General features: G+C 61.8%; 16 protein-coding genes. 10 read left to right on the top strand and 6 right to left on the bottom strand.

The window, feature by feature from the left end:
• The first annotated feature begins 25 nt into the window (after positions 1-25).
• Entirely contained in the window at positions 26-700 is a 675-nt protein-coding gene (locus tag ABIB57_RS11620; RefSeq protein WP_354040942.1) for a PspA/IM30 family protein, read from the top strand.
• Positions 701-736: 36 nt separating this feature from the next.
• Positions 737-1,000: a YiaA/YiaB family inner membrane protein gene (locus ABIB57_RS11615; RefSeq protein ID WP_299728300.1), complete on the top strand. Its 264-nt coding sequence runs from the start codon at positions 737-739 to the stop codon at positions 998-1,000.
• 70 nt (positions 1,001-1,070) lie between these two features.
• Here the strand turns inward: ABIB57_RS11615 and rpoD are convergent, their stop codons facing one another.
• Both rpoD and dnaG read right to left on the bottom strand, forming a co-directional pair.
• Positions 1,071-3,137 (bottom strand): RNA polymerase sigma factor RpoD, encoded by a 2,067-nt coding sequence (gene rpoD, locus ABIB57_RS11610; protein ID WP_354040939.1) that lies wholly within the window; start codon positions 3,135-3,137, stop codon positions 1,071-1,073.
• Between the two features lie 191 nt (positions 3,138-3,328).
• Complete coding sequence (gene dnaG / locus ABIB57_RS11605; RefSeq protein WP_354040937.1) at positions 3,329-5,281, bottom strand: DNA primase; 1,953 nt, start codon at positions 5,279-5,281, stop codon at positions 3,329-3,331.
• A 117-nt stretch (positions 5,282-5,398) separates the two neighbouring features.
• Here dnaG and ABIB57_RS11600 point away from each other — a divergent pair, with 117 nt between their 5' ends.
• From ABIB57_RS11600 to ABIB57_RS11590, 3 genes are all read left to right on the top strand, one after another.
• Positions 5,399-6,094: an RNase A-like domain-containing protein gene (locus tag ABIB57_RS11600; RefSeq protein WP_354040936.1), complete on the top strand. Its 696-nt coding sequence runs from the start codon at positions 5,399-5,401 to the stop codon at positions 6,092-6,094.
• Entirely contained in the window at positions 6,091-6,405 is a 315-nt protein-coding gene (locus ABIB57_RS11595) for a hypothetical protein (protein ID WP_354040935.1), read from the top strand. Before ABIB57_RS11600 ends, ABIB57_RS11595 begins: the two co-directional genes overlap by 4 nt.
• 103 nt (positions 6,406-6,508) lie before the next feature.
• A complete protein-coding gene (locus tag ABIB57_RS11590) occupies positions 6,509-7,414 on the top strand; it encodes a YihY/virulence factor BrkB family protein (RefSeq protein WP_354040933.1) in 906 nt (301 codons plus the stop codon).
• Here the strand turns inward: ABIB57_RS11590 and ABIB57_RS11585 are convergent.
• Positions 7,411-7,974 (bottom strand): DUF308 domain-containing protein, encoded by a 564-nt coding sequence (locus ABIB57_RS11585; protein WP_354040932.1) that lies wholly within the window; start codon positions 7,972-7,974, stop codon positions 7,411-7,413. The two genes, ABIB57_RS11590 and ABIB57_RS11585, sit on opposite strands and share 4 nt — an antisense overlap.
• Before the next feature lie 159 nt (positions 7,975-8,133).
• On the opposite strand from ABIB57_RS11585, the gene ABIB57_RS11580 reads away from it, so the two are divergent.
• Both ABIB57_RS11580 and ABIB57_RS11575 read left to right on the top strand, forming a co-directional pair.
• Positions 8,134-9,330 carry an MFS transporter gene (locus tag ABIB57_RS11580; protein WP_354041359.1) on the top strand — a complete coding sequence of 399 codons (1,197 nt, stop codon included), beginning with the start codon at positions 8,134-8,136 and terminating at the stop codon, positions 9,328-9,330.
• 123 nt (positions 9,331-9,453) lie between these two features.
• A complete protein-coding gene (locus tag ABIB57_RS11575; RefSeq protein ID WP_354040930.1) occupies positions 9,454-10,605 on the top strand; it encodes a GGDEF domain-containing protein in 1,152 nt (383 codons plus the stop codon).
• On the opposite strand, the gene ABIB57_RS11570 is transcribed toward ABIB57_RS11575, so the two are convergent.
• Positions 10,602-11,054, bottom strand: a complete 453-nt coding sequence (locus tag ABIB57_RS11570) for a GatB/YqeY domain-containing protein (protein ID WP_354040928.1) — start codon at positions 11,052-11,054, stop codon at positions 10,602-10,604. The two genes, ABIB57_RS11575 and ABIB57_RS11570, sit on opposite strands and share 4 nt — an antisense overlap.
• A 136-nt stretch (positions 11,055-11,190) precedes the next feature.
• Between ABIB57_RS11570 and carA the strand changes: the two genes are divergently transcribed.
• Positions 11,191-12,390 (top strand): glutamine-hydrolyzing carbamoyl-phosphate synthase small subunit, encoded by a 1,200-nt coding sequence (gene carA, locus ABIB57_RS11565; protein ID WP_354040926.1) that lies wholly within the window; start codon positions 11,191-11,193, stop codon positions 12,388-12,390.
• Between the two features lie 180 nt (positions 12,391-12,570).
• Entirely contained in the window at positions 12,571-13,269 is a 699-nt protein-coding gene (locus ABIB57_RS11560; RefSeq protein WP_354040925.1) for an outer membrane protein, read from the top strand.
• A gap of 145 nt (positions 13,270-13,414) precedes the next feature.
• Here the strand turns inward: ABIB57_RS11560 and ypfJ are convergent, their stop codons facing one another.
• Positions 13,415-14,347 (bottom strand): KPN_02809 family neutral zinc metallopeptidase, encoded by a 933-nt coding sequence (ypfJ, locus tag ABIB57_RS11555; protein WP_354040923.1) that lies wholly within the window; start codon positions 14,345-14,347, stop codon positions 13,415-13,417.
• Between the two features lie 237 nt (positions 14,348-14,584).
• Here ypfJ and ABIB57_RS11550 point away from each other — a divergent pair, with 237 nt between their 5' ends.
• On the top strand, positions 14,585-16,567 hold the full coding sequence (locus ABIB57_RS11550; RefSeq protein WP_354040922.1) for a bifunctional 2',3'-cyclic-nucleotide 2'-phosphodiesterase/3'-nucleotidase: 1,983 nt from the start codon (positions 14,585-14,587) through the stop codon (positions 16,565-16,567).
• 196 nt (positions 16,568-16,763) lie between these two features.
• On the opposite strand, the gene ABIB57_RS11545 is transcribed toward ABIB57_RS11550, so the two are convergent.
• On the bottom strand, positions 16,764-17,213 hold the full coding sequence (locus ABIB57_RS11545) for an RrF2 family transcriptional regulator (protein ID WP_354040920.1): 450 nt from the start codon (positions 17,211-17,213) through the stop codon (positions 16,764-16,766).
• Positions 17,214-17,346: the final 133 nt, after the last annotated feature.

Genomic DNA, 17,346 nt, shown 5'->3' with positions numbered 1-17,346 from the left:
CTCCGCCTCACCCGGAGAAGCCGAGATGTTGGACTTGATTTCCACCCTGTTCCGCGGCGCCAATGCCAAGGCGACCGAAACTGTCACCGACCACTTCGCCATAGACTTGATCAACCAGAAAATCCGCGAGGCCGAAGCCGGCGTCGAAGGCGCCAAACATGCGCTGGCCGCCCTCATCGTCCGCCAGCGCGCCGAACAGAAGACCCTCGATACCCTCGGCGTCCGCAAGGCGATCCTGGAAAACCGGGTACGCGAGGCGCTCGCCGCCGACAACGAGGCCCTGGCTCTCGAAGGCGCCGACGCCATCGCCCAGATGGAAAACGAAATGAGCGTGCGCGCCGAAACCCTCGCCCGGCTCTCCGAACGCGTCGCCCGGCTGCGTCAATCGGTAGAACAGGCCCATCGCCGCGTCGGCGACCTGCGCCAGAACGCCATCGCGGCCCGTGCCATCGACCTCGAACGCCGTTCGCAGCGCCGCCTTAACCGTTCGCTCGATGGCGGCAGCGCCATCCACGAAGCCGAAAAACTGATCCAGCGCGTCACCGAGCAGGATGACCCGTTCCAGCAATCCAGCGTGCTGGATGAAATCGACGACGCGCTATCGCACCGCAGCACCGAAGATAACCTCGCCGCTGCCGGCTTCGGCCCGGCCACCAGGACCCACGCACAAGACGTGCTCGCCCGCCTCCGCAATGCCTGAACCAAAAAACATCAACACAATCAAGGATTTTAAAAAATGAACAACAGCAACAACACCGTCTACATCATGTTCAACGGCCTCGGCGTCGCCACCGCCTATGTGATGCTGGCCCTCTCCGTCTGGCTCGCACCCGTCGATCTCTCCACCAAGGGCTACTGGGGCATGGGCATCTTCCTGCTCACCGTGGCCCTGGTGAACCTGGTCAAGTACCGCCTCGACGACCGCATCCAGGCCGAACGCCTCTACAAGCTCGAAACCGCCAAAAACGAAAAGATCATCCAGGACTACATCACCGAGTAAGTGCCTGACGCAGAAACGAAAACGGGGGCCGATGGCCCCCGTTTTTACTATCCAGAATGCCTGAAATTGCCTAGTTGTCGAGGAAGCTCCGCAGCTTCCGCGACCGGCTTGGGTGCTTCAACTTCCGCAGCGCCTTGGCCTCGATCTGGCGAATACGCTCGCGCGTCACCGAGAACTGCTGGCCGACTTCTTCCAGCGTATGATCGGTGTTCATGCCGATACCGAAGCGCATGCGCAACACGCGCTCTTCGCGCGGGGTGAGCGAGGCCAGCACGCGAGTGGTGGTTTCGCGCAGATTGCTCTGGATCGCCGCGTCGATCGGCTGGATCGCGTTCACGTCCTGGATGAAATCGCCCAGGTTGCTGTCTTCCTCGTCGCCGATCGGCGTTTCGAGGGAAATTGGCTCCTTGGCTATCTTGAGCACCTTACGGACCTTGTCCAAGGGCATCTGCAGCTTTTCGCTGAGTTCCTCTGGAGTCGGTTCGCGGCCGATTTCGTGCAGCATCTGGCGCGACGTACGGACGATCTTGTTGATCGTTTCGATCATGTGCACCGGGATACGGATGGTGCGCGCCTGATCGGCGATCGAACGAGTGATCGCCTGACGGATCCACCAGGTCGCATAGGTCGAGAACTTGTAGCCGCGGCGATATTCGAACTTATCGACGGCCTTCATCAGGCCGATATTGCCTTCCTGGATCAGGTCGAGGAACTGCAGGCCACGATTGGTGTACTTCTTGGCGATGGAAATCACGAGGCGCAAATTGGCCTCGACCATTTCCTTCTTGGCGATCGCAGCTTCGCGCTCGCCCTTTTGCACCTTATGCACAATGCGGCGATATTCGCCGATATCGAGGCCGGCTTCGGTCGCCAGAGTAGACACATCGCCACGAATTTCGCGGATGGTATCGGCTTCGCGCTTTGCAAATTCGCCCCAGCCCTTGCCTTCGCGGGTTTCCAGCGACTCTTCCCAGGCCGGGTTCACTTCCTGGCCATAGTAGCTCTCGAGGAACTTCTCGCGCTTGACGCCATAGCTCTCGGCCAGGCGCAGCAGGCGGCCTTCCAGCTTCACCAGGCGCTTGTTGATGTCGTAGAGCTGCTCGACCAGGTTCTCGATACGGCCGGCATTGAGCGACAGCGACTTGACGTCGGTGATCACTTCGCCGCGCAGCACGTCGAGCTTCTTGGTATCGGCGGCGCTGACATCGCCGGTCGGGTTGCCGGCGTGGCGGTCCTGCATGACGCGCATCTTGCCATAGGCCTCGGCGATGCGATCGAAGGTCTCGACCACCTGCGGCTTCAGCTCCGCTTCCATCGCCGACAGCGATAGCGCATTCTCGAATTCGTCGTCGTCATCGTCGGCGACCGGGTCCTGCGGGGCCTGCGGCTCCTCGGGCACGTAATCGTCGTCGCTATCGCCGCTCGGAGCGCGGCGCGCCACCGGCTTGGGGGCAACCACGGGCTCGGGCTTGGGATGGGTGTGCATGCTCAGCACTTCGGGCGTCGGCGTCGCCTGCTTGGCGTCGGGGCCCGCATAGGTGGCCTCGAGATCGATGATGTCGCGCAGCAGGATTTCACCCTGTGCGAGCTGTTCGCGCCAGATGATAATGGCCTGGAACGTCAACGGCGACTCGCAAAGGCCCTCGATCATGGTCTCGCGACCGGCCTCGATGCGCTTGGCGATGGCGATTTCGCCCTCGCGGCTGAGTAGCTCCACCGAGCCCATTTCGCGCAGATACATGCGCACCGGATCGTCGGTACGGTCTGAGCCGGCCTTGGTATTGGACGTGGTGGCAACGGCGCTGCCCGTAGCGGGCGCGACTTCCGTGCCGGTGTCGTCCTCGTCTTTTTCGACTTCGGTCTCTTCGACCTCGTCTTCATCGACGACATTGATGCCCATGTCCGAGAACATGGACATGATGTCCTCGATCTGCTCGGAGGAAACTTCCTCCGAAGGCATGACGGCATTGAGCTCTTCGTACGTCACATAGCCGCGCTTCTTGGCGACCTTGATGAGTTTTTTGACGGCGGCATCGGATAGATCGAGCAATGGGCTGTCGTTCGTCGCCTCAGGGGCGCCGGCTTCGGGCTTCTCATTGTCCTTGGTCGTCGTCTTGGTAGCTGCCTTGGTGGCCATCTGGTACTCCGTCGGGACCCGTCAGCGGCCGGGTGCCGGTAAGGTCATAAGTGGTGACGCCTCAAGGAAAGATAAAGGTTTGGTTACCCAGACGTTAACGCCTGACGCTCCAAGCAGTTCGTTTCGGCCGTTTTATGCGTACATCGCCATACGCAAAATCGCGCGTACTCGCAGGCTTCAGGCTCTCAACCCTAAAAACTGCGTGTCGCGCGTCCCGATAACGAACCAAAGCCTTCGATCAATGCCTCTGTGCCATCGACAGTGGTAATTTGGTTCTTGATGTCCCGCAGCCTTTCAAAGGTTTCTTCGCTTGGGTCTTCGCCCAGCGCCGCTTCGGCTGCTTTGAGTTCCTTATTTAGCTGAACTTTCTTGTTATGCAAGGCCAGCGCGTGACTCAATCCGGTCTCGGCATCGATTTGCGCCGTTTCGGTGGTAATTTGCCACACGCCCTGCTGGTTGAGCACCCGCGCCATCCTGTCCAGCGCCTCGCCATAACCGCGCACGCCAAGGGCACTCATCAGGTCGGCAGCGGAAATATCGTGGTGCCGCACCACCAGCGCGAGGATTTCGCTCAATACCTTGTGAGCGGCCGGCGTTTCGAAGTCCAGCGCCGCCAAAGTCTCGAATTTGTCCTCGACCAGCGCCGGGTGATTGACGAGGCTGACAATGATCGCCGCCTCGCGCGGGGTGGCGTCGGCCGTCGCGCTGGGCTTGAGCAGCCGCGAATTGCGCAGCGTATCAGAGACCACCAGCCGGGGGGTGCCGCGCGCCGGATATCCGTAAGCGCCGCTCTGGCCATAGGTCTTGCCCTGCCCATAGGCAGGCCGGCCGCCGCGCGGCTCGAACCGCCCTTGCCGGGACGGCGCGAAGAACGCCTTGAGCTTTTCATCGAACGCCTGCGCGTAGTGGAAGCGCACGGAACTGTCCTGGATCGAATTGGCCCGCTCGCGCATCCGCGCTTGCAGCGCCGCACGTTCTTCGGGCGCCTCCGGCACCAGCCCGCCGGTCTCCATGCTCCAGATCACGTCCGACAGGCTGCGCGCCTTGTCGATCACATCGGCAAAGGCCTGCCGTCCCTGGGCCTTGATCAGATCGTCCGGATCGAGCCCATCGGGGAGCGTGGCGATCTTGACGGTAAAGCCGGGCTTGAGATGCGGCATCACCAGGTCGGCCGTGCGCTCGGCCGCCTTGAGGCCGGCCTTGTCGCCATCGAAGCACAGCACCGGCGCCTCGCTCATCCGCCACAGCAATTGCAGATGTTCCTCGGTCATCGCTGTGCCCAGCGGCGCCACCGTGCCCTCGAAACCGGCTGAGACAGCCGCTATCACGTCGAGATAGCCCTCGACCACGATAATGGTCTTGCCATCGCGCGCCGCCTGCCGGGCGGATTGACCGTTGTAGAGCGTCTGCCGCTTGGAAAACAGCGGCGTTTCGGGCGAATTGAGATATTTGGCCGGCACATCCGCCGACAGCGCCCGGCCACCAAAGGCGATCACGCGCCCACGAAAATCCATGATCGGGAACATGACGCGGTTGCGGAACCGGTCATAGGGAACCGGAATATCGTCGCCATGCACGACGAGGCCGGTATCGATCATGTCCTGCGCCGACACGCCATTCTGCGCCAGATGTTCCTTCAGCCCATTGCGGCTATCGGGGGCAAAACCGACGCGGAACCGCGTCTGGCTCTGCGCCGAAACCCCGCGCTCGAAAAGATAGCCCCGCGCCCGCGCCCCAATATTGTGGCTCAGCGCCGCCTCGAAATATTTGGTGGCGAGGTCCATCACCTCGATCAGCGAACGCTGCTCGGCCTCACGCTTTTCCACCCGCTCGTCGCGCGCCGGCATCGCAACGCCGGCCATGCCCGCCAGCTTCTCAACCGCCTCGGGAAAGCTCATCCCGGCCTTTTCGGTCAAAAACCGGAAATGGTCGCCCGATACGCCGCAGCCAAAGCAGTGATAGATGCCGCGCTGGTCATCGGCATGAAAACTGGGGCTTTTTTCGCCATGAAACGGGCAGCAGGCCCACATATCGCCGCGGCCCGGATTGCTCTTGCGCTTGTCCCAGATGACGTGCTCGCCCACCACCTGCGTTATCGGCAGGCGCTGACGGATCTCGTCCAAAAATGTATCGGTGAAGCGCATAGGGGGTAAGTAAGCACTTACCTATCCGAAGTCACCACCAAGCGGCCGAGTTATCCCCTTTGTCCGCCCGCGGCCGAGCCATGCTCATAATGGCCGGCATCGAAGCGGGACGCATTTATGGACAGTTCGTCAAATCGTGACCTTGAAACCGCCATCTGGCGGCTGACCCTTGAGCTCCGCTACGAGTCCGCTGCGATGCGCTGCATGGCCGCATTGCGCCGAGTAGGCGCCACCCTTGGCAAGGCAGGCTACGATCCCAACCAACCAAGAGACCCAGCAGGAACATCCACTGGTGGACAATGGTCTGGGGGCGGAACCTCCGGGGGAAGCGGCGGAACGCCATTTCGCTCGCCGGACTTCTACTATTTTGATTTGCGGGCGATAGAGTCGCGGCGCTCACACGCTTGGAGCAACCATGTCAACAAGACGCCCGAAGCATTGCTTTCCGACATCTTAGCAACAGCCCGACCTTGGGTTAATCCAGACGGATCACCTACTATCCGGCACCAGCAGAGCCAAGGCGGCTTTGCAACGGAAGGTGAGGCCAATAGATTGGTAGCATCGGTCCTGCGAGAGTATCCTGAGCTTGTCGAAAGAGCGGTGCAGGGGGACAATCGAGTGCAAATCACCCATGATTTTCATTATCCAACGGGGATAGAGGCGTATTGGGGACCTAACGACGCCGCTCCAATCATTCAGGTTACCCACAAGGTAAGGGTTCTCATCGCCCATGATCCAACACCTGGTAGCAGGGGCTACATTGTCATAACCGCCTTTCCGATGAGAGACGTTCCAAATGAGGTCTTCAAATGACCAAAATCAAAATACCAAAAGCCTTCCACGATTTTGTAGCGTTCTATGCGCTCGACGCGATCGAGTTCAATGAAATGCCTGCCGATGACATGGGCGAATTGGTCGACAATGCCCTGCAATATATTACGAATCCCGCAGACCGTATAGCGTTGCAGCATTTCCTAACTCTGATCTTGGATAGCGATGCCACCGACGACAGGCTGTCAGGACTTTGGAGCGGCAGTGGGCCAGTCCTCGTTTACAGCGACGGGACGGTTTATCGAAGCTTGCTCGCGACGACACGCGAAAGATTGGTAGCCACATCCCGGTGATAGCCAAATAATCTCAGGAAGGCCGTCGGTCCTGACGAACTCGGCCCCCCTCCTTCGGCAACCTCACCGCCCGCGCGGCGTTCCCCCTCGCAATGGGGGCGCCATGACCGATCAAACCACCAAACTTGTCGTCGATGCCGTAACCGCGCCAATGCCGAAGAACTATCGGCGGCGGTGGCGGCGCGTGCTGTGGCGCACGGCCAAAGCGGTGACGCAGATGGAAACGTCGATGCGGTGCGCCGGCATCGCCTATTTCGGGTTTCTCTCGCTGTTTCCGGCGATCAGCACCGTCGTGCTCCTGATCGGCCTGCTCGCTAGCCCCCAATTTCTGGCCGACATGATCGACAAGCTCGACGGCCTCGTGCCCAAGGTCGCTCAACAGGCGCTGGCCAGCCAGATGGTGACGCTGCTGGCCCAGCCCCGCGTGGGCCTGGGTATCGGGCTGGTGATTTCCCTGGTGGTGGCGCTATGGAGCGGTTCGCGCGGCGTCGCGGCGCTGATCTATGCCACCTCCCAGACCCGCCAGGAGCCGGAACGGCGCGGACTGGTCATGACGGTCGTGGTCTCGGTATTGACTACCCTGGCCGGCGCCTTCGCCATGGTTGTGGCATTGACGCTGGTGGCGGTATTGCCCGCCTATTTTGCGCTGCTGCCCTGGCTTGGGCAAAATCAGCTCGCGGTGCTCTTGCTGCGCTGGCCGCTGCTGCTGGTGCTGGGCGTGCTGGCCATCGCCGCCTTCTACCGTTTCGCGCCGGATCGACGCGCGCATCGCGCCCGCTGGATCTGGCCCGGCGCCATCACGGCAACCTTGCTGTGGATCGCAGTGTGCGCGCTGTTCTCGCTTTATGTCGAGCGCATTGGCAATTTCCAGGCAACATTCGGCTCGCTGGCGACCGCCATCGTGCTGCTGCTCTGGATGTACAATTCGGCGCTGATCCTGGTGCTGGGCGCCACCCTCAACGCCCAACTCGAATTCGAAACCCTCGCCGAACGCGCCCGAGCCGCCTAGACGGCCTTGCTGCGCTGATAGAGCCTATAGGCCCAGCCAAACAGGCCGAACGAGAACACGATCAGCAAAATGCCGCCCAGCATCAGCCCGATCGAGGCGCTGAGCACCGGGAAGAACAGGAACACCAGCCCGATCAGCACATAGGACACGCCCGACAGCACCACCGGCCAGATGCGCGCATAATGCTCGCGCTCGCGTGTGATGACGACGATCTGCATGACGCCCACGATCAGCGCCGCGATCCCCACCAGCGTGGAGAGGAACGTAACGGTCAAGATGGTGGCAATAAACGGGCTGATCAGGATCAGAATGCCCAGGATCAGCGCCAGCACGTTGGAGACGACGTCGAACCAGTAATTGCCGCTCTTGCCGCCCCCCAAGGTCAGGCTCCACAGGCCCAGCAGGCCATCGATGATCAGCAGAATGCCGCCCCACAGCACCAGCACGGACAGGGCCTGCACCGGAAAGATCACCACATAAAGTCCCGCCAGCAGCATCAGCACGCCGCGCAACGCCGTTGCCAGCGCAAAACGCCGCCGTGTATCCGCAGAAATCGCCATAGCCCCGTCTCCCGCCCAAATATGATGCGGAGTGTAGCGCCATTTGCCGGCTAGTCGAGCATCCCACGGTTCAGTTTTTGAGCGTCCCGCTTTCCATTATCTCCATTGCCGGGCGCGGCCGGCTGTGATTTGAGGCGGCTTCAATTGAGGCCTGCCATGCTGTCCCTGCCGCTGATCGCCCTGTTCATTGCCGCCTTTGCCTTCGGCACCACCGAATTCGTCATTGCGGGCGTCCTGCCCCAGGTCGCCGACGGGCTTGGCGTCACCATTCCGGTCGCCGGTTATCTGGTATCGGGCTACGCCATCGGCATCGCGCTGGGCGGGCCGCTGCTGACCTTCGTCACCAATAATATGCAGCGCCGCACGCTGCTGCTCGGCCTGATCGCCGTATTCACCGTCGGCCAGGTCGCCTGCGCGCTGGCGCCCGATTTCGCCGCCATGTTGGTGCTGCGCATGATGATCGCCGTGGTGCACGGCACGTTTTTCGGCATCACCATGGTGGTGGCGGTCGGGCTGGTCCCGCCCGAGCGCCGCGGTTTTGCCGTCGCATTGATCCTGTCCGGGTTGACCGTGTCCAACGTGGTCGGCGTGCCACTGGGCGCAGCCATCGGCAATATGTTCGGCTGGCGCGCCACCTTCTGGGCCATGAGCGTGCTCGGGCTGGTCGCGAGCCTGGCCATCGTGCTGTGGCTGCCGCGCACCAAGGGTGCCGCCGCGCCGCGCCCGCCTTTGGCGCAGGAAGTGGGCGTGCTGGGCCGCCAGCAGGTCTGGACCTCGCTCTTCCTCATGCTGATGCTGATGATCGGCCAATATGTGCCCTTCACCTACATCGCCCCCATGCTGCATGAGGTGACGGGGCTCGATACCAATGTGGTGCCATGGGTGCTGCTGCTGAACGGCGTCGGCTCGACGGTCGGCGTGTTCCTCGGCGGCCGCCTGGCCGATTGGAAGCTGATGCCTTCGATGATCGTCATGATGGTGTTGCAGGCCGTCACCCTGGTGGTGCTGTATCTCGCCAGCCCTTATCCGTGGCCCATGGTCGCCACCGTCTTCGTTTGGGGAACCCTGAACTTCGCCATCGGCACCCCGATCCAGACCCGCATCCTGAGCTGGACCGCTGACGCGCCGGGCCTGGCATCCTCGCTGATCCCCTCGGGGTTCAATATCGGCATCGCCATAGCGGCGGTCCTCGGCTCGACCATGCTCAACAGCGGCTACGGCTATCGCAGCCTGCCGCTGCTGGGCACCGTGGCGCTTCTGGTGGCGGCCCTGGTGGCCCTGCAGTCCCTGGTCTGGGAGAAACGCAGCGGCTCGCGGCCGCCAGCGGCGATCGAGGCGGCCCTGCCCGCGCAATGAGCGGCGACGCTAAGACTTTGCTCACCACAACCGCGCTCGTGAAATCGCAATCGGCGGAAGCTTGCTAAGGCTGCTGCACACGCGAAACCGCCAACCCCGGCGTATTCGAGTGCGGACGGGGCCATGCTTCTAGACCAAATATCCCTGCTGACGGCGATCGGCTTTTCCAGCGCGGCCCTGACACTGACCCTGCTGGCCAGTTGGCTAGGCGCGCGCACCGATAACTATCTGCTCAGCTGGGCCGCCGGCATGGCGCTGGTGGTGCTGGGCGTCGTCGTTTTCAGCATCGTGGGCGCGCATTACGATCCGGGGCTGCAACTGGCCTCGTTCGCCCTTCTGCTCGCCGGCTTCGCGCTGGTCTATGCCGGCACCCGCCAATTCCGCTTGGGTGCAGTGCCATGGCTCATTGTGGTGGGCCTCTGGGCCGTGTTCGCGGGCGGCATCAGCGTGGCGTTCGCCCTTGGCCTGTCGGGGCTGGGAACGGCCGGCGCCAATTTCGGCATCGCGGTCTTCCTGATACTGGCCGCGCACGAATGTTGGTCCGGCCGCGCCGAGGCGCCGGTTCCCCTCGTCGCCAATGCGGTACTCTACCTCATCGTCGCCGTCTCTTTCGTGCTCTGCGGCCTCGAACTGCTGCGTGAGGGCAGGCTGGTGCTGACGGCACGCCCGCAGAACTGGGCCGAGGACTTCAACTCCATCGCTGCAATTATCGGCCTGACCGGCATCGGCGCGCTATCGATCACGCTGAACCAGTTCCGCGCCGCGCGCCATCACCGGCAGCAGTCCATGACCGACCCACTGACCGGCATGCTCAACCGCCGCGCCTTGTTCGACAATCTCGCGGGCAAGGCCATCGAGCCCGGCGTCGCCGTCATCATGTTCGACCTGGATCACTTCAAGGCCATCAATGACCGGCTCGGCCACGCCATTGGTGACCTGGTGCTGCAGCAATTCGCCACCATCGTGCTGGACAATGTGCGCGCCGCCGATACTGCGGCGCGCCTAGGCGGCGAGGAATTCTGCATCGTGCTCGGCCGCCTGTCGTCACGCACCGCAGTCGGCGTGGCCGAACGGATCCGCGAAACCTTCGAGACCACCCTGACCCCCTCGATGAGCGAGCCCGTCAGGGCCACGGTGAGCGCCGGCATCGCCATCAGCGGCAGCAAGGGCGAAACCTTTGAGCACCTGCTCGGCCGCGCCGATAGCGCCCTCTACAAAGCCAAGCGCGACGGCCGCAACCGCGTCCATGCCCCGGGTCTTCGACTTGTAGCCTAAGCGGACAATGCAGCCTTCACCTTGCCGCTGGCCTTGCCGAAATCGATGCGGCCCGGATAATCCGCCTTCAGTGCGGCGATCACCTTGCCCATGTCCTTGGGGCCCTCGGCGCCGGTGCTGGCAATCGCCGCCGCAATCGCTGCATCGACTTCCGCATCGCTCAAGCCCTTGGGCAGGAACTCGTTGAGGATATCGATTTCTTCCTTTTCCACAGTCGCCAGATCAGCCCGGCCGGCCTGCGCATAAATGGCAAAGCTCTCCTCGCGCTGCTTGACCATCTTTTGCAGGATGACGAGGATTTCCTCATTGGTCGCCGGCCCACGTGCCTCCTGGCGGATGGCGATGTCCTTGTCCTTGATCGCCGAATTGATCAGCCGCAGCGTCGACGTACGGCGCTGATCGCGGGCTTTGAGGGCAATCTTGAGGCTTTCGCTGATCTCGTCGCGCATGGGTTTTCATCCTCTTGGCTTTGCGTTTGTCGGCCCCATATAGGCGTAAACATGCCGCTGCGCCACTTGCGCGGCTGCGCCGAGCCTTCTAAAGGAAGGTCTCAATCGACATAGTCCACACTTCTGGAGGCTCACCGTGACCGGTTGGCAGCAATCCCCCGCGACCGCCCTTTTGATCCTGGCCGATGGCACGCGCCTCGAAGGCCGCGGCATCGGCGCCGTGGGCCATGCCGCAGGCGAAGTGTGCTTCAACACCGCCATGACCGGCTACCAGGAAATCCTGACCGACCCGTCCTATGCGGGCCAGATCGTCACCTTCACCTTCCCCCATATCGGCAATGTGGGCACCAATGACGAGGACATCGAGACGGTCAACATGGCCGCCCTCAGTGGCGTGCGTGGCGTCGTGCTCAAAGCCGACATCACAAATCCGTCCAATTACCGCGCCGCCGAAAAGCTCGACGCCTGGCTCAAGAAGCGCAATATCGTGGGCATTACCGGCATCGACACCCGCGCCCTGACAGCCCAGATTCGCGAACACGGCATGCCCAACGGCGTGATCGCCCATAGCGAAGACGGCTATTTCGACGAAAAGTCGATCATGGCCGAACTCAATGCCTTCCCCGGCCTTGAGGGCCTCGACCTCGCCAAGGAAGTCACCACCGCCCAGACCTATCACTGGGATCAGACCGGCTGGAAATGGGGCGAAGGCTACGGCACGCTCGAAAACCCGCAATTCCATATCGTTGCCATCGATTACGGCGCCAAGCGCAATATCCTGCGCTGCCTTGCCGATCAGGGCGCGCGCGTAACCGTGGTTCCCGCCACCGCCACCGCAGCCGATGTACTCTCACACAAGCCCGATGGCATTTTCCTCTCCAACGGCCCCGGCGACCCGGCGGCGACCGGCAAATATGCCGTGCCGACGATCAAGGCGCTGATGGACACCGGCAAGCCCGTCTTCGGCATTTGCCTCGGCCACCAGCTTCTGGGCCTCGCCCTTGGCGGCACCACGTCCAAAATGCATCAGGGCCATCATGGCGCCAACCACCCGGTCAAGGACCTGACCACCGGCAAGGTCGAGATCACCTCGATGAACCACGGCTTCGCGGTCGACAAGGCCAGCCTGCCCGCCGGCGTCACCGAAACCCATATCTCGCTATTTGACGGCTCCAATGCCGGCCTCAGCGTTGATGGCAAGCCCATCTTCTCGGTACAATACCACCCCGAAGCCAGCCCCGGCCCCCGCGACAGCCACTACCTGTTCACGCGGTTCATGAATCACGTGCGCGCCCAAAACGGCGCCGAGCAGCAGCCGGAATTCGTGAAGGCCTAAATCATTCATTTGGATGATACCAATTGACTTGGTCGACAATACCAGTGTTGCAAACCTGCACGTTTTCCAAGTCGACATAGCTGGGCGGCAAGACTTTACCGCCAGCAGCAATTTACCGAAGCCTCTTATTGCCGCATTCTCGCCATGACTCAAAATTGACTGAGCCATAATGGAGGTCGAATGTTTCGGAAATCTGTTGCTGTCGCATCGCTGGGGCTGATCGGTCTGATGACCGGCCCAACTTTCGCCGCGGACCTTTTTGTCCCGCAAGTTATTGTTCAACCCGAACTGTTCAGTTGGACCAGTTGCTATGTCGGCGTACCGCTGACCTGGTCGACTTCGCCCCTGGATTCCAACGCTCCGCTCAGCAATTACAGCACGACCCCGAACGGTATCGGTGGTGGTGCCCAGGCTGGTTGCGATTATCAGATGCCCGATAGTCCCTTGGTCGTCGGTATCGTGGTCGACGCTATCGCTTCAAGCTCGGAAGAGAGCCTGGCTCCAGTCGCCGGCCAGGAACTCACCGGTTCCATACCGTTCATGGGCTCTATTCGCGGCCGCATTGGTGTCGCGCTGGATACGACCCTGCTTTACGCCACGGGTGGTCTGGCCGTCGCTCGCGTGGAGAATAACCTCGTCGTCGTCGGTGGCGCTCTCGACGCTACCGCTTCCAACACCTACGTGGGTTGGACCATTGGCGCCGGCGTCGAACACATGGTGACGGACAATCTCTCCGTCTTCGCCGAATACGACTATGCCGATCTCGGCAGCAAGACCAACACGTTCGACGGTGCCGATTTTGACGGTGCGGGCCGCAATTTCCTCGACATCAGCGCTGTGACCCATACCGTAAAAGTGGGCCTCAACTACCACTTCTAGATTTCTGATCTCCGCCTGACGTTCCCGTCGACTTAAACGAAGGATCGCAAGATCCTTCGTTTTTCTTTGCCGCCGCCGCTACCCGACGGGCGGTCCTTATCGCGCCCTGCAGGCACTCGGCGTCCCGCGGGACGCCGAAGCTCGCTCAAACATTTCCGCTAAACGTATCGCACTGGTTCACGTCGCCGCTCTTATACCCGCGCGCGAACCAGGTCTGGCGCTGTGCCGAGGTGCCGTGGTTGAACGTCTTGGGAACAGCAAAACCCTGCATCTTCTTCTGCAGCGTATCGTCGCCGATCTGGTCGGCAGCGTTCAGGGCTTCCTCGAAATCGCCCTGCTCAACCAGGTTTTCCTGGCCCGCATAATTGGCCCAGATGCCGGCATAACAATCAGCCTGCAGTTCGATCCGCACCGAATAGGCGTTGGATTCTTCGGTGCTCATCGATTGGCGCTGCTGATTGAACTTCGGCAAAATCCCCGTCTGATCCTGCACGGCGTGGCCAACTTCGTGGGCCAGCACATAGGCTTGGGCGAAATCCCCCGGCGCACCAAATTGGGTCCGCAACTGGTCGTAAAAGGCCAGGTCGATATAAACTTTTTTGTCGTTCGGGCAGTAGAACGGACCCGTGCTGGAATCCGCAGCGCCGCAGGCAGTGTTGACGCTATCGGTAAACAGCACGACCTTGGGCGGCGTATAGACTTGGCCGGCCGCCTTGAACTGGGCGCCCCACAGGTCTTCGGTTTCCTTGATCACCACGCCCACGAAGTCCGCCAGTTCATCCTGGCCAGCCTGCGGCAGTGGCCGTGCGGGCGACGAAGACGCGCTTGAGGTGGTGCCTGAGCCCCCGGTCAGGATATCGATGGGGTTTTGGCCGGTCAGCGCCCAGATCAGGCCAAGCACCACGACGATGCCGATTACCCCGCCAATCCCGCCGCCCGAACGCCCGGTCGGCAGGCGCATGCCGCCGCCGCCGCGTCCAAATGGATTGCCGCCGCCACCCAGGCCACCCAGTCCGCCGCCGGTCTGGCCGCGTTGGTCTTCGATATTGGAACTGCGCTCGCGCCCTTGCCACTTCATGGTCGTGTTCTCCTACCGGCCCCTGCCGTTAACGTTTCGCACAGAGGCAAGCTGCCAGCAAATGTGAAAATTTGACCACATGGTCCAATTTCCCTAACACTGGCCAAGTCGGCGTCATGGCAGCGTCATTTGAGGTCGGCAAGAGGAGGCATGCTCTACAGTGCGGAACACAACCGGCGCTGCTGGTTATCGTTCCCGTGCCTCCATCCAAACCTTGGATCGTTCCGGAGAACCGCGATGAAATTTGATCCCGCCATTTCCCGCCGCGCCTTCCTGGCCGGCTCCGTCAGTGTCGGAGCCATGGCTGCCTTGCATCCTTTCGCCGCCAGCGCCCAGGCTAACCAAGTCCACCTGCGCATCATGGAAACCACGGATCTGCACGTCGCGGTCTTCGCCTATGATTATTTCGCCGACGCCCCCAATGACACGATGGGCCTGGCCCGCACCGCCTCGATCATCGACGCCATCCGCGCCGAGGCCGGCAATTCCATGCTGATCGACAATGGCGACATCATCCAGGGCAATCCGATGGGCGATTACGTCGCCTACGAAAAGGGCCTGGAGGACAATGTCCACCCCATGATCGCCGCGATGAACACGCTGGGCTATGAAGCCGCCACCGTCGGCAATCACGAGTTCAACTATGGCCTCGATTACCTCGACACGGCCCTGCAGGGCGCCAGCTTCCCGTTCGTCTCTGCCAACCTGGTCAAGGGCGACACCCTCGGCGCCGACATTCTGGCCGACGACACCTATCTCGACCCCTACATGATCATCGACAAGACCCTGACCGACGGCGCTGGCGCCACCAAGACCATCAAGATCGGCCTGATCGGCTTCGTGCCGCCCCAGATCATGACCTGGGACGCAGGCAACCTCGCCGGCAAGGTCAATACCCGCGATATCGTCGAGACCGCCAAGGCATATATCCCCAAGATGAAGCAGGAAGGCGCCGAGCTGATCATCGCGCTCTCTCATTCCGGCATCGCCGCCGATAGTGGCCCCGGCGCCGAAAACGCCTCGCTGCAGCTTGCCGCCGTCGAGGGCATCGATGTGATCCTCACCGGCCACCAGCATCTGGTTTTCCCCAATTCCAAGGATTTCGAGGGCCTTGAAGGCGCCGACCTGGAAAAGGGCACTCTTGCCGGCAAGCCCGCCGTCATGGCCGGTTTCTGGGGCAGCCATATGGGCTTGATCGACCTGCTGCTGGAGCAGGACGCGGCTGGCAAATGGAGCATCGTTTCACACACCTCAGAAGCCCGGCCGATCTTCGAGCGCGTCGACGGCAAGGTCAAAGCCCTGGTCAAGGACGAGCCCAAGATCATCGAGGCCGCCCAGACCGAGCATGACGAAACGCTGGAGTATGTCCGCCGTCCGGTTGGCGAAACCTCAGCACCGCTCTACTCCTACTTTGCCCTCGTGGCCGACGATCCATCGGTGCAGGTGGTCTCGCAGGCCCAGACTTGGTACCTGAAGCAGATGCTCAAGGGCACCGAGTGGGAAGCCCTGCCGCTGCTCTCCGCGGCAGCGCCGTTCAAAGCCGGCGGCCGTGGTGGCCCCGATTACTACACCGACGTGCCCGTCGGTCCCGTCGCCATCAAGAACGTCGCCGATCTCTACCTCTATCCGAACACCATCATGGCCGTTGCCATCACCGGCGCCGAGGTCAAGGACTGGCTGGAACGCTCGGCCGGTATCTTCAACCAGATCGAAAAGGGCGCCAAGGACGCATCCCTGATCAACCTCGACTTCCCCTCCTACAATTTCGACGTCATCGACGGCGTCACCTACAAGATCGACCTCACCCAGCCCTCCAAATATGCCAGCGATGGCAAGAGCGTCACCAATCCCGACGCCAACCGCATCATCGAGCTGATGTTTGACGGCAAGCCGATCGATCCGGCGACTAAATTCGTCGTTGCCACCAACAATTATCGCGCTGGCGGTGGCGGCAATTTCCCCGGCACCGGGGCGGACAAGATCGTGTTCAAGGGCCCCGATACCAATCGCGACCTGCTCATCCGCTTCATCATCGAAGAAGGCACCATCAACCCCAAGGCCGACAGCAACTGGTCGCTGGCTCCCATTGGGGGCACCACGGTATTGTTCGAAACCGGCCCGAAAGCCGCCGCGCATCTGGCGGACGTGACCGCAGTCAAGATCGAAGCCACCGGCCAGACCAGCGAGACCGGGTTCGGTGTGTATCGCATAGAGCTGTAGGCCCGACGTCGACCGTCGAAAAGCACACCGCACGGTCCCCTCCCCTTGAGGGGAGGGCTAGGGTGGGGGTGTCGGCGGTTCAGCAATTGCAGGGCCGTCGAGTTCGCCCAACCTCGACACCCCCCCCTCAATCCCTCCCCTCAAGGGGGAGGGAGGCGGTACGGCGCCCTATAAAAAAATCGAAGTTCAGCAGACGCTAAGCGCTCACCTGCGCCACCAGCAATTCATCCGCGCCGCCAAACGCCTTCATCTGCGTCAAACTGGTATTGTCCAAAACCTCGGCGATCGCATTGCGCACGTCCAGCATCAAGTGCCGGATTTGACACGTGGCGACATCGCAATCGCTGCACGGCTGGTAACGCGTCTTGCTCGCGCAGGGGATCGGTGCCAGCGGCCCGTCGAGCACGCGCACCACATGGCCTATTCTGATCTCGTCGGCCGGCCGCGCCAGGCAATAGCCACCGGCCTTGCCCTTGCGGCTATGCACGAACCCGGCATTGCGCAACTCCCCCAGGATCGCGTCGAGGAACTTCTTGGGAATGTTCTCGGCCACCGCCACGTCGTTGACGAAAGCCAACCGCCCCTCGGGAACATCGGCGAGGTAGGCCAGCGCCTTGAGCCCGTATTTGCCCTTTTTCGTCAGCATGTCGGTATCCGGATTGATTGCGCAGCGCGCAGTCGCGCCCCACAGTCAATAAATTCTAGCAACTCACTGCACAAGAGCAATTCGTTCTGCCGACCATGCACCACGGCGTGTGCAGCAGCGGCATGGCTGGCTT

Origin of the sequence: Devosia sp. UYZn731, assembly GCF_040546795.1 — a bacterium.
GTDB lineage: Bacteria > Pseudomonadota > Alphaproteobacteria > Rhizobiales > Devosiaceae > Devosia.
The sequence above is the reverse complement of the archived record's forward strand: the minus strand, read 5'-3'. Positions and strand labels throughout refer to the sequence as shown.

What these genes read in the sequence shown, in the direction of transcription:
- ABIB57_RS11620 (WP_354040942.1), top strand. Translation starts at nt 26, where the DNA reads ATGTTGGACTTGATTTCCACCCTGTTCCGCGGCGCCAATGCCAAGGCG.
- ypfJ (WP_354040923.1), bottom strand. Translation starts at nt 14,347, where the DNA reads ATGAAGTGGCAAGGGCGCGAGCGCAGTTCCAATATCGAAGACCAACGC.
- ABIB57_RS11595 (WP_354040935.1), top strand. Translation starts at nt 6,091, where the DNA reads ATGACCAAAATCAAAATACCAAAAGCCTTCCACGATTTTGTAGCGTTC.
- ABIB57_RS11570 (WP_354040928.1), bottom strand. Translation starts at nt 11,054, where the DNA reads ATGCGCGACGAGATCAGCGAAAGCCTCAAGATTGCCCTCAAAGCCCGC.
- rpoD (WP_354040939.1), bottom strand. Translation starts at nt 3,137, where the DNA reads ATGGCCACCAAGGCAGCTACCAAGACGACGACCAAGGACAATGAGAAG.
- ABIB57_RS11585 (WP_354040932.1), bottom strand. Translation starts at nt 7,974, where the DNA reads ATGGCGATTTCTGCGGATACACGGCGGCGTTTTGCGCTGGCAACGGCG.
- ABIB57_RS11575 (WP_354040930.1), top strand. Translation starts at nt 9,454, where the DNA reads ATGCTTCTAGACCAAATATCCCTGCTGACGGCGATCGGCTTTTCCAGC.
- ABIB57_RS11545 (WP_354040920.1), bottom strand. Translation starts at nt 17,213, where the DNA reads ATGCTGACGAAAAAGGGCAAATACGGGCTCAAGGCGCTGGCCTACCTC.
- ABIB57_RS11600 (WP_354040936.1), top strand. Translation starts at nt 5,399, where the DNA reads ATGGACAGTTCGTCAAATCGTGACCTTGAAACCGCCATCTGGCGGCTG.
- ABIB57_RS11615 (WP_299728300.1), top strand. Translation starts at nt 737, where the DNA reads ATGAACAACAGCAACAACACCGTCTACATCATGTTCAACGGCCTCGGC.
- ABIB57_RS11550 (WP_354040922.1), top strand. Translation starts at nt 14,585, where the DNA reads ATGAAATTTGATCCCGCCATTTCCCGCCGCGCCTTCCTGGCCGGCTCC.
- dnaG (WP_354040937.1), bottom strand. Translation starts at nt 5,281, where the DNA reads ATGCGCTTCACCGATACATTTTTGGACGAGATCCGTCAGCGCCTGCCG.
- ABIB57_RS11560 (WP_354040925.1), top strand. Translation starts at nt 12,571, where the DNA reads ATGTTTCGGAAATCTGTTGCTGTCGCATCGCTGGGGCTGATCGGTCTG.
- ABIB57_RS11590 (WP_354040933.1), top strand. Translation starts at nt 6,509, where the DNA reads ATGACCGATCAAACCACCAAACTTGTCGTCGATGCCGTAACCGCGCCA.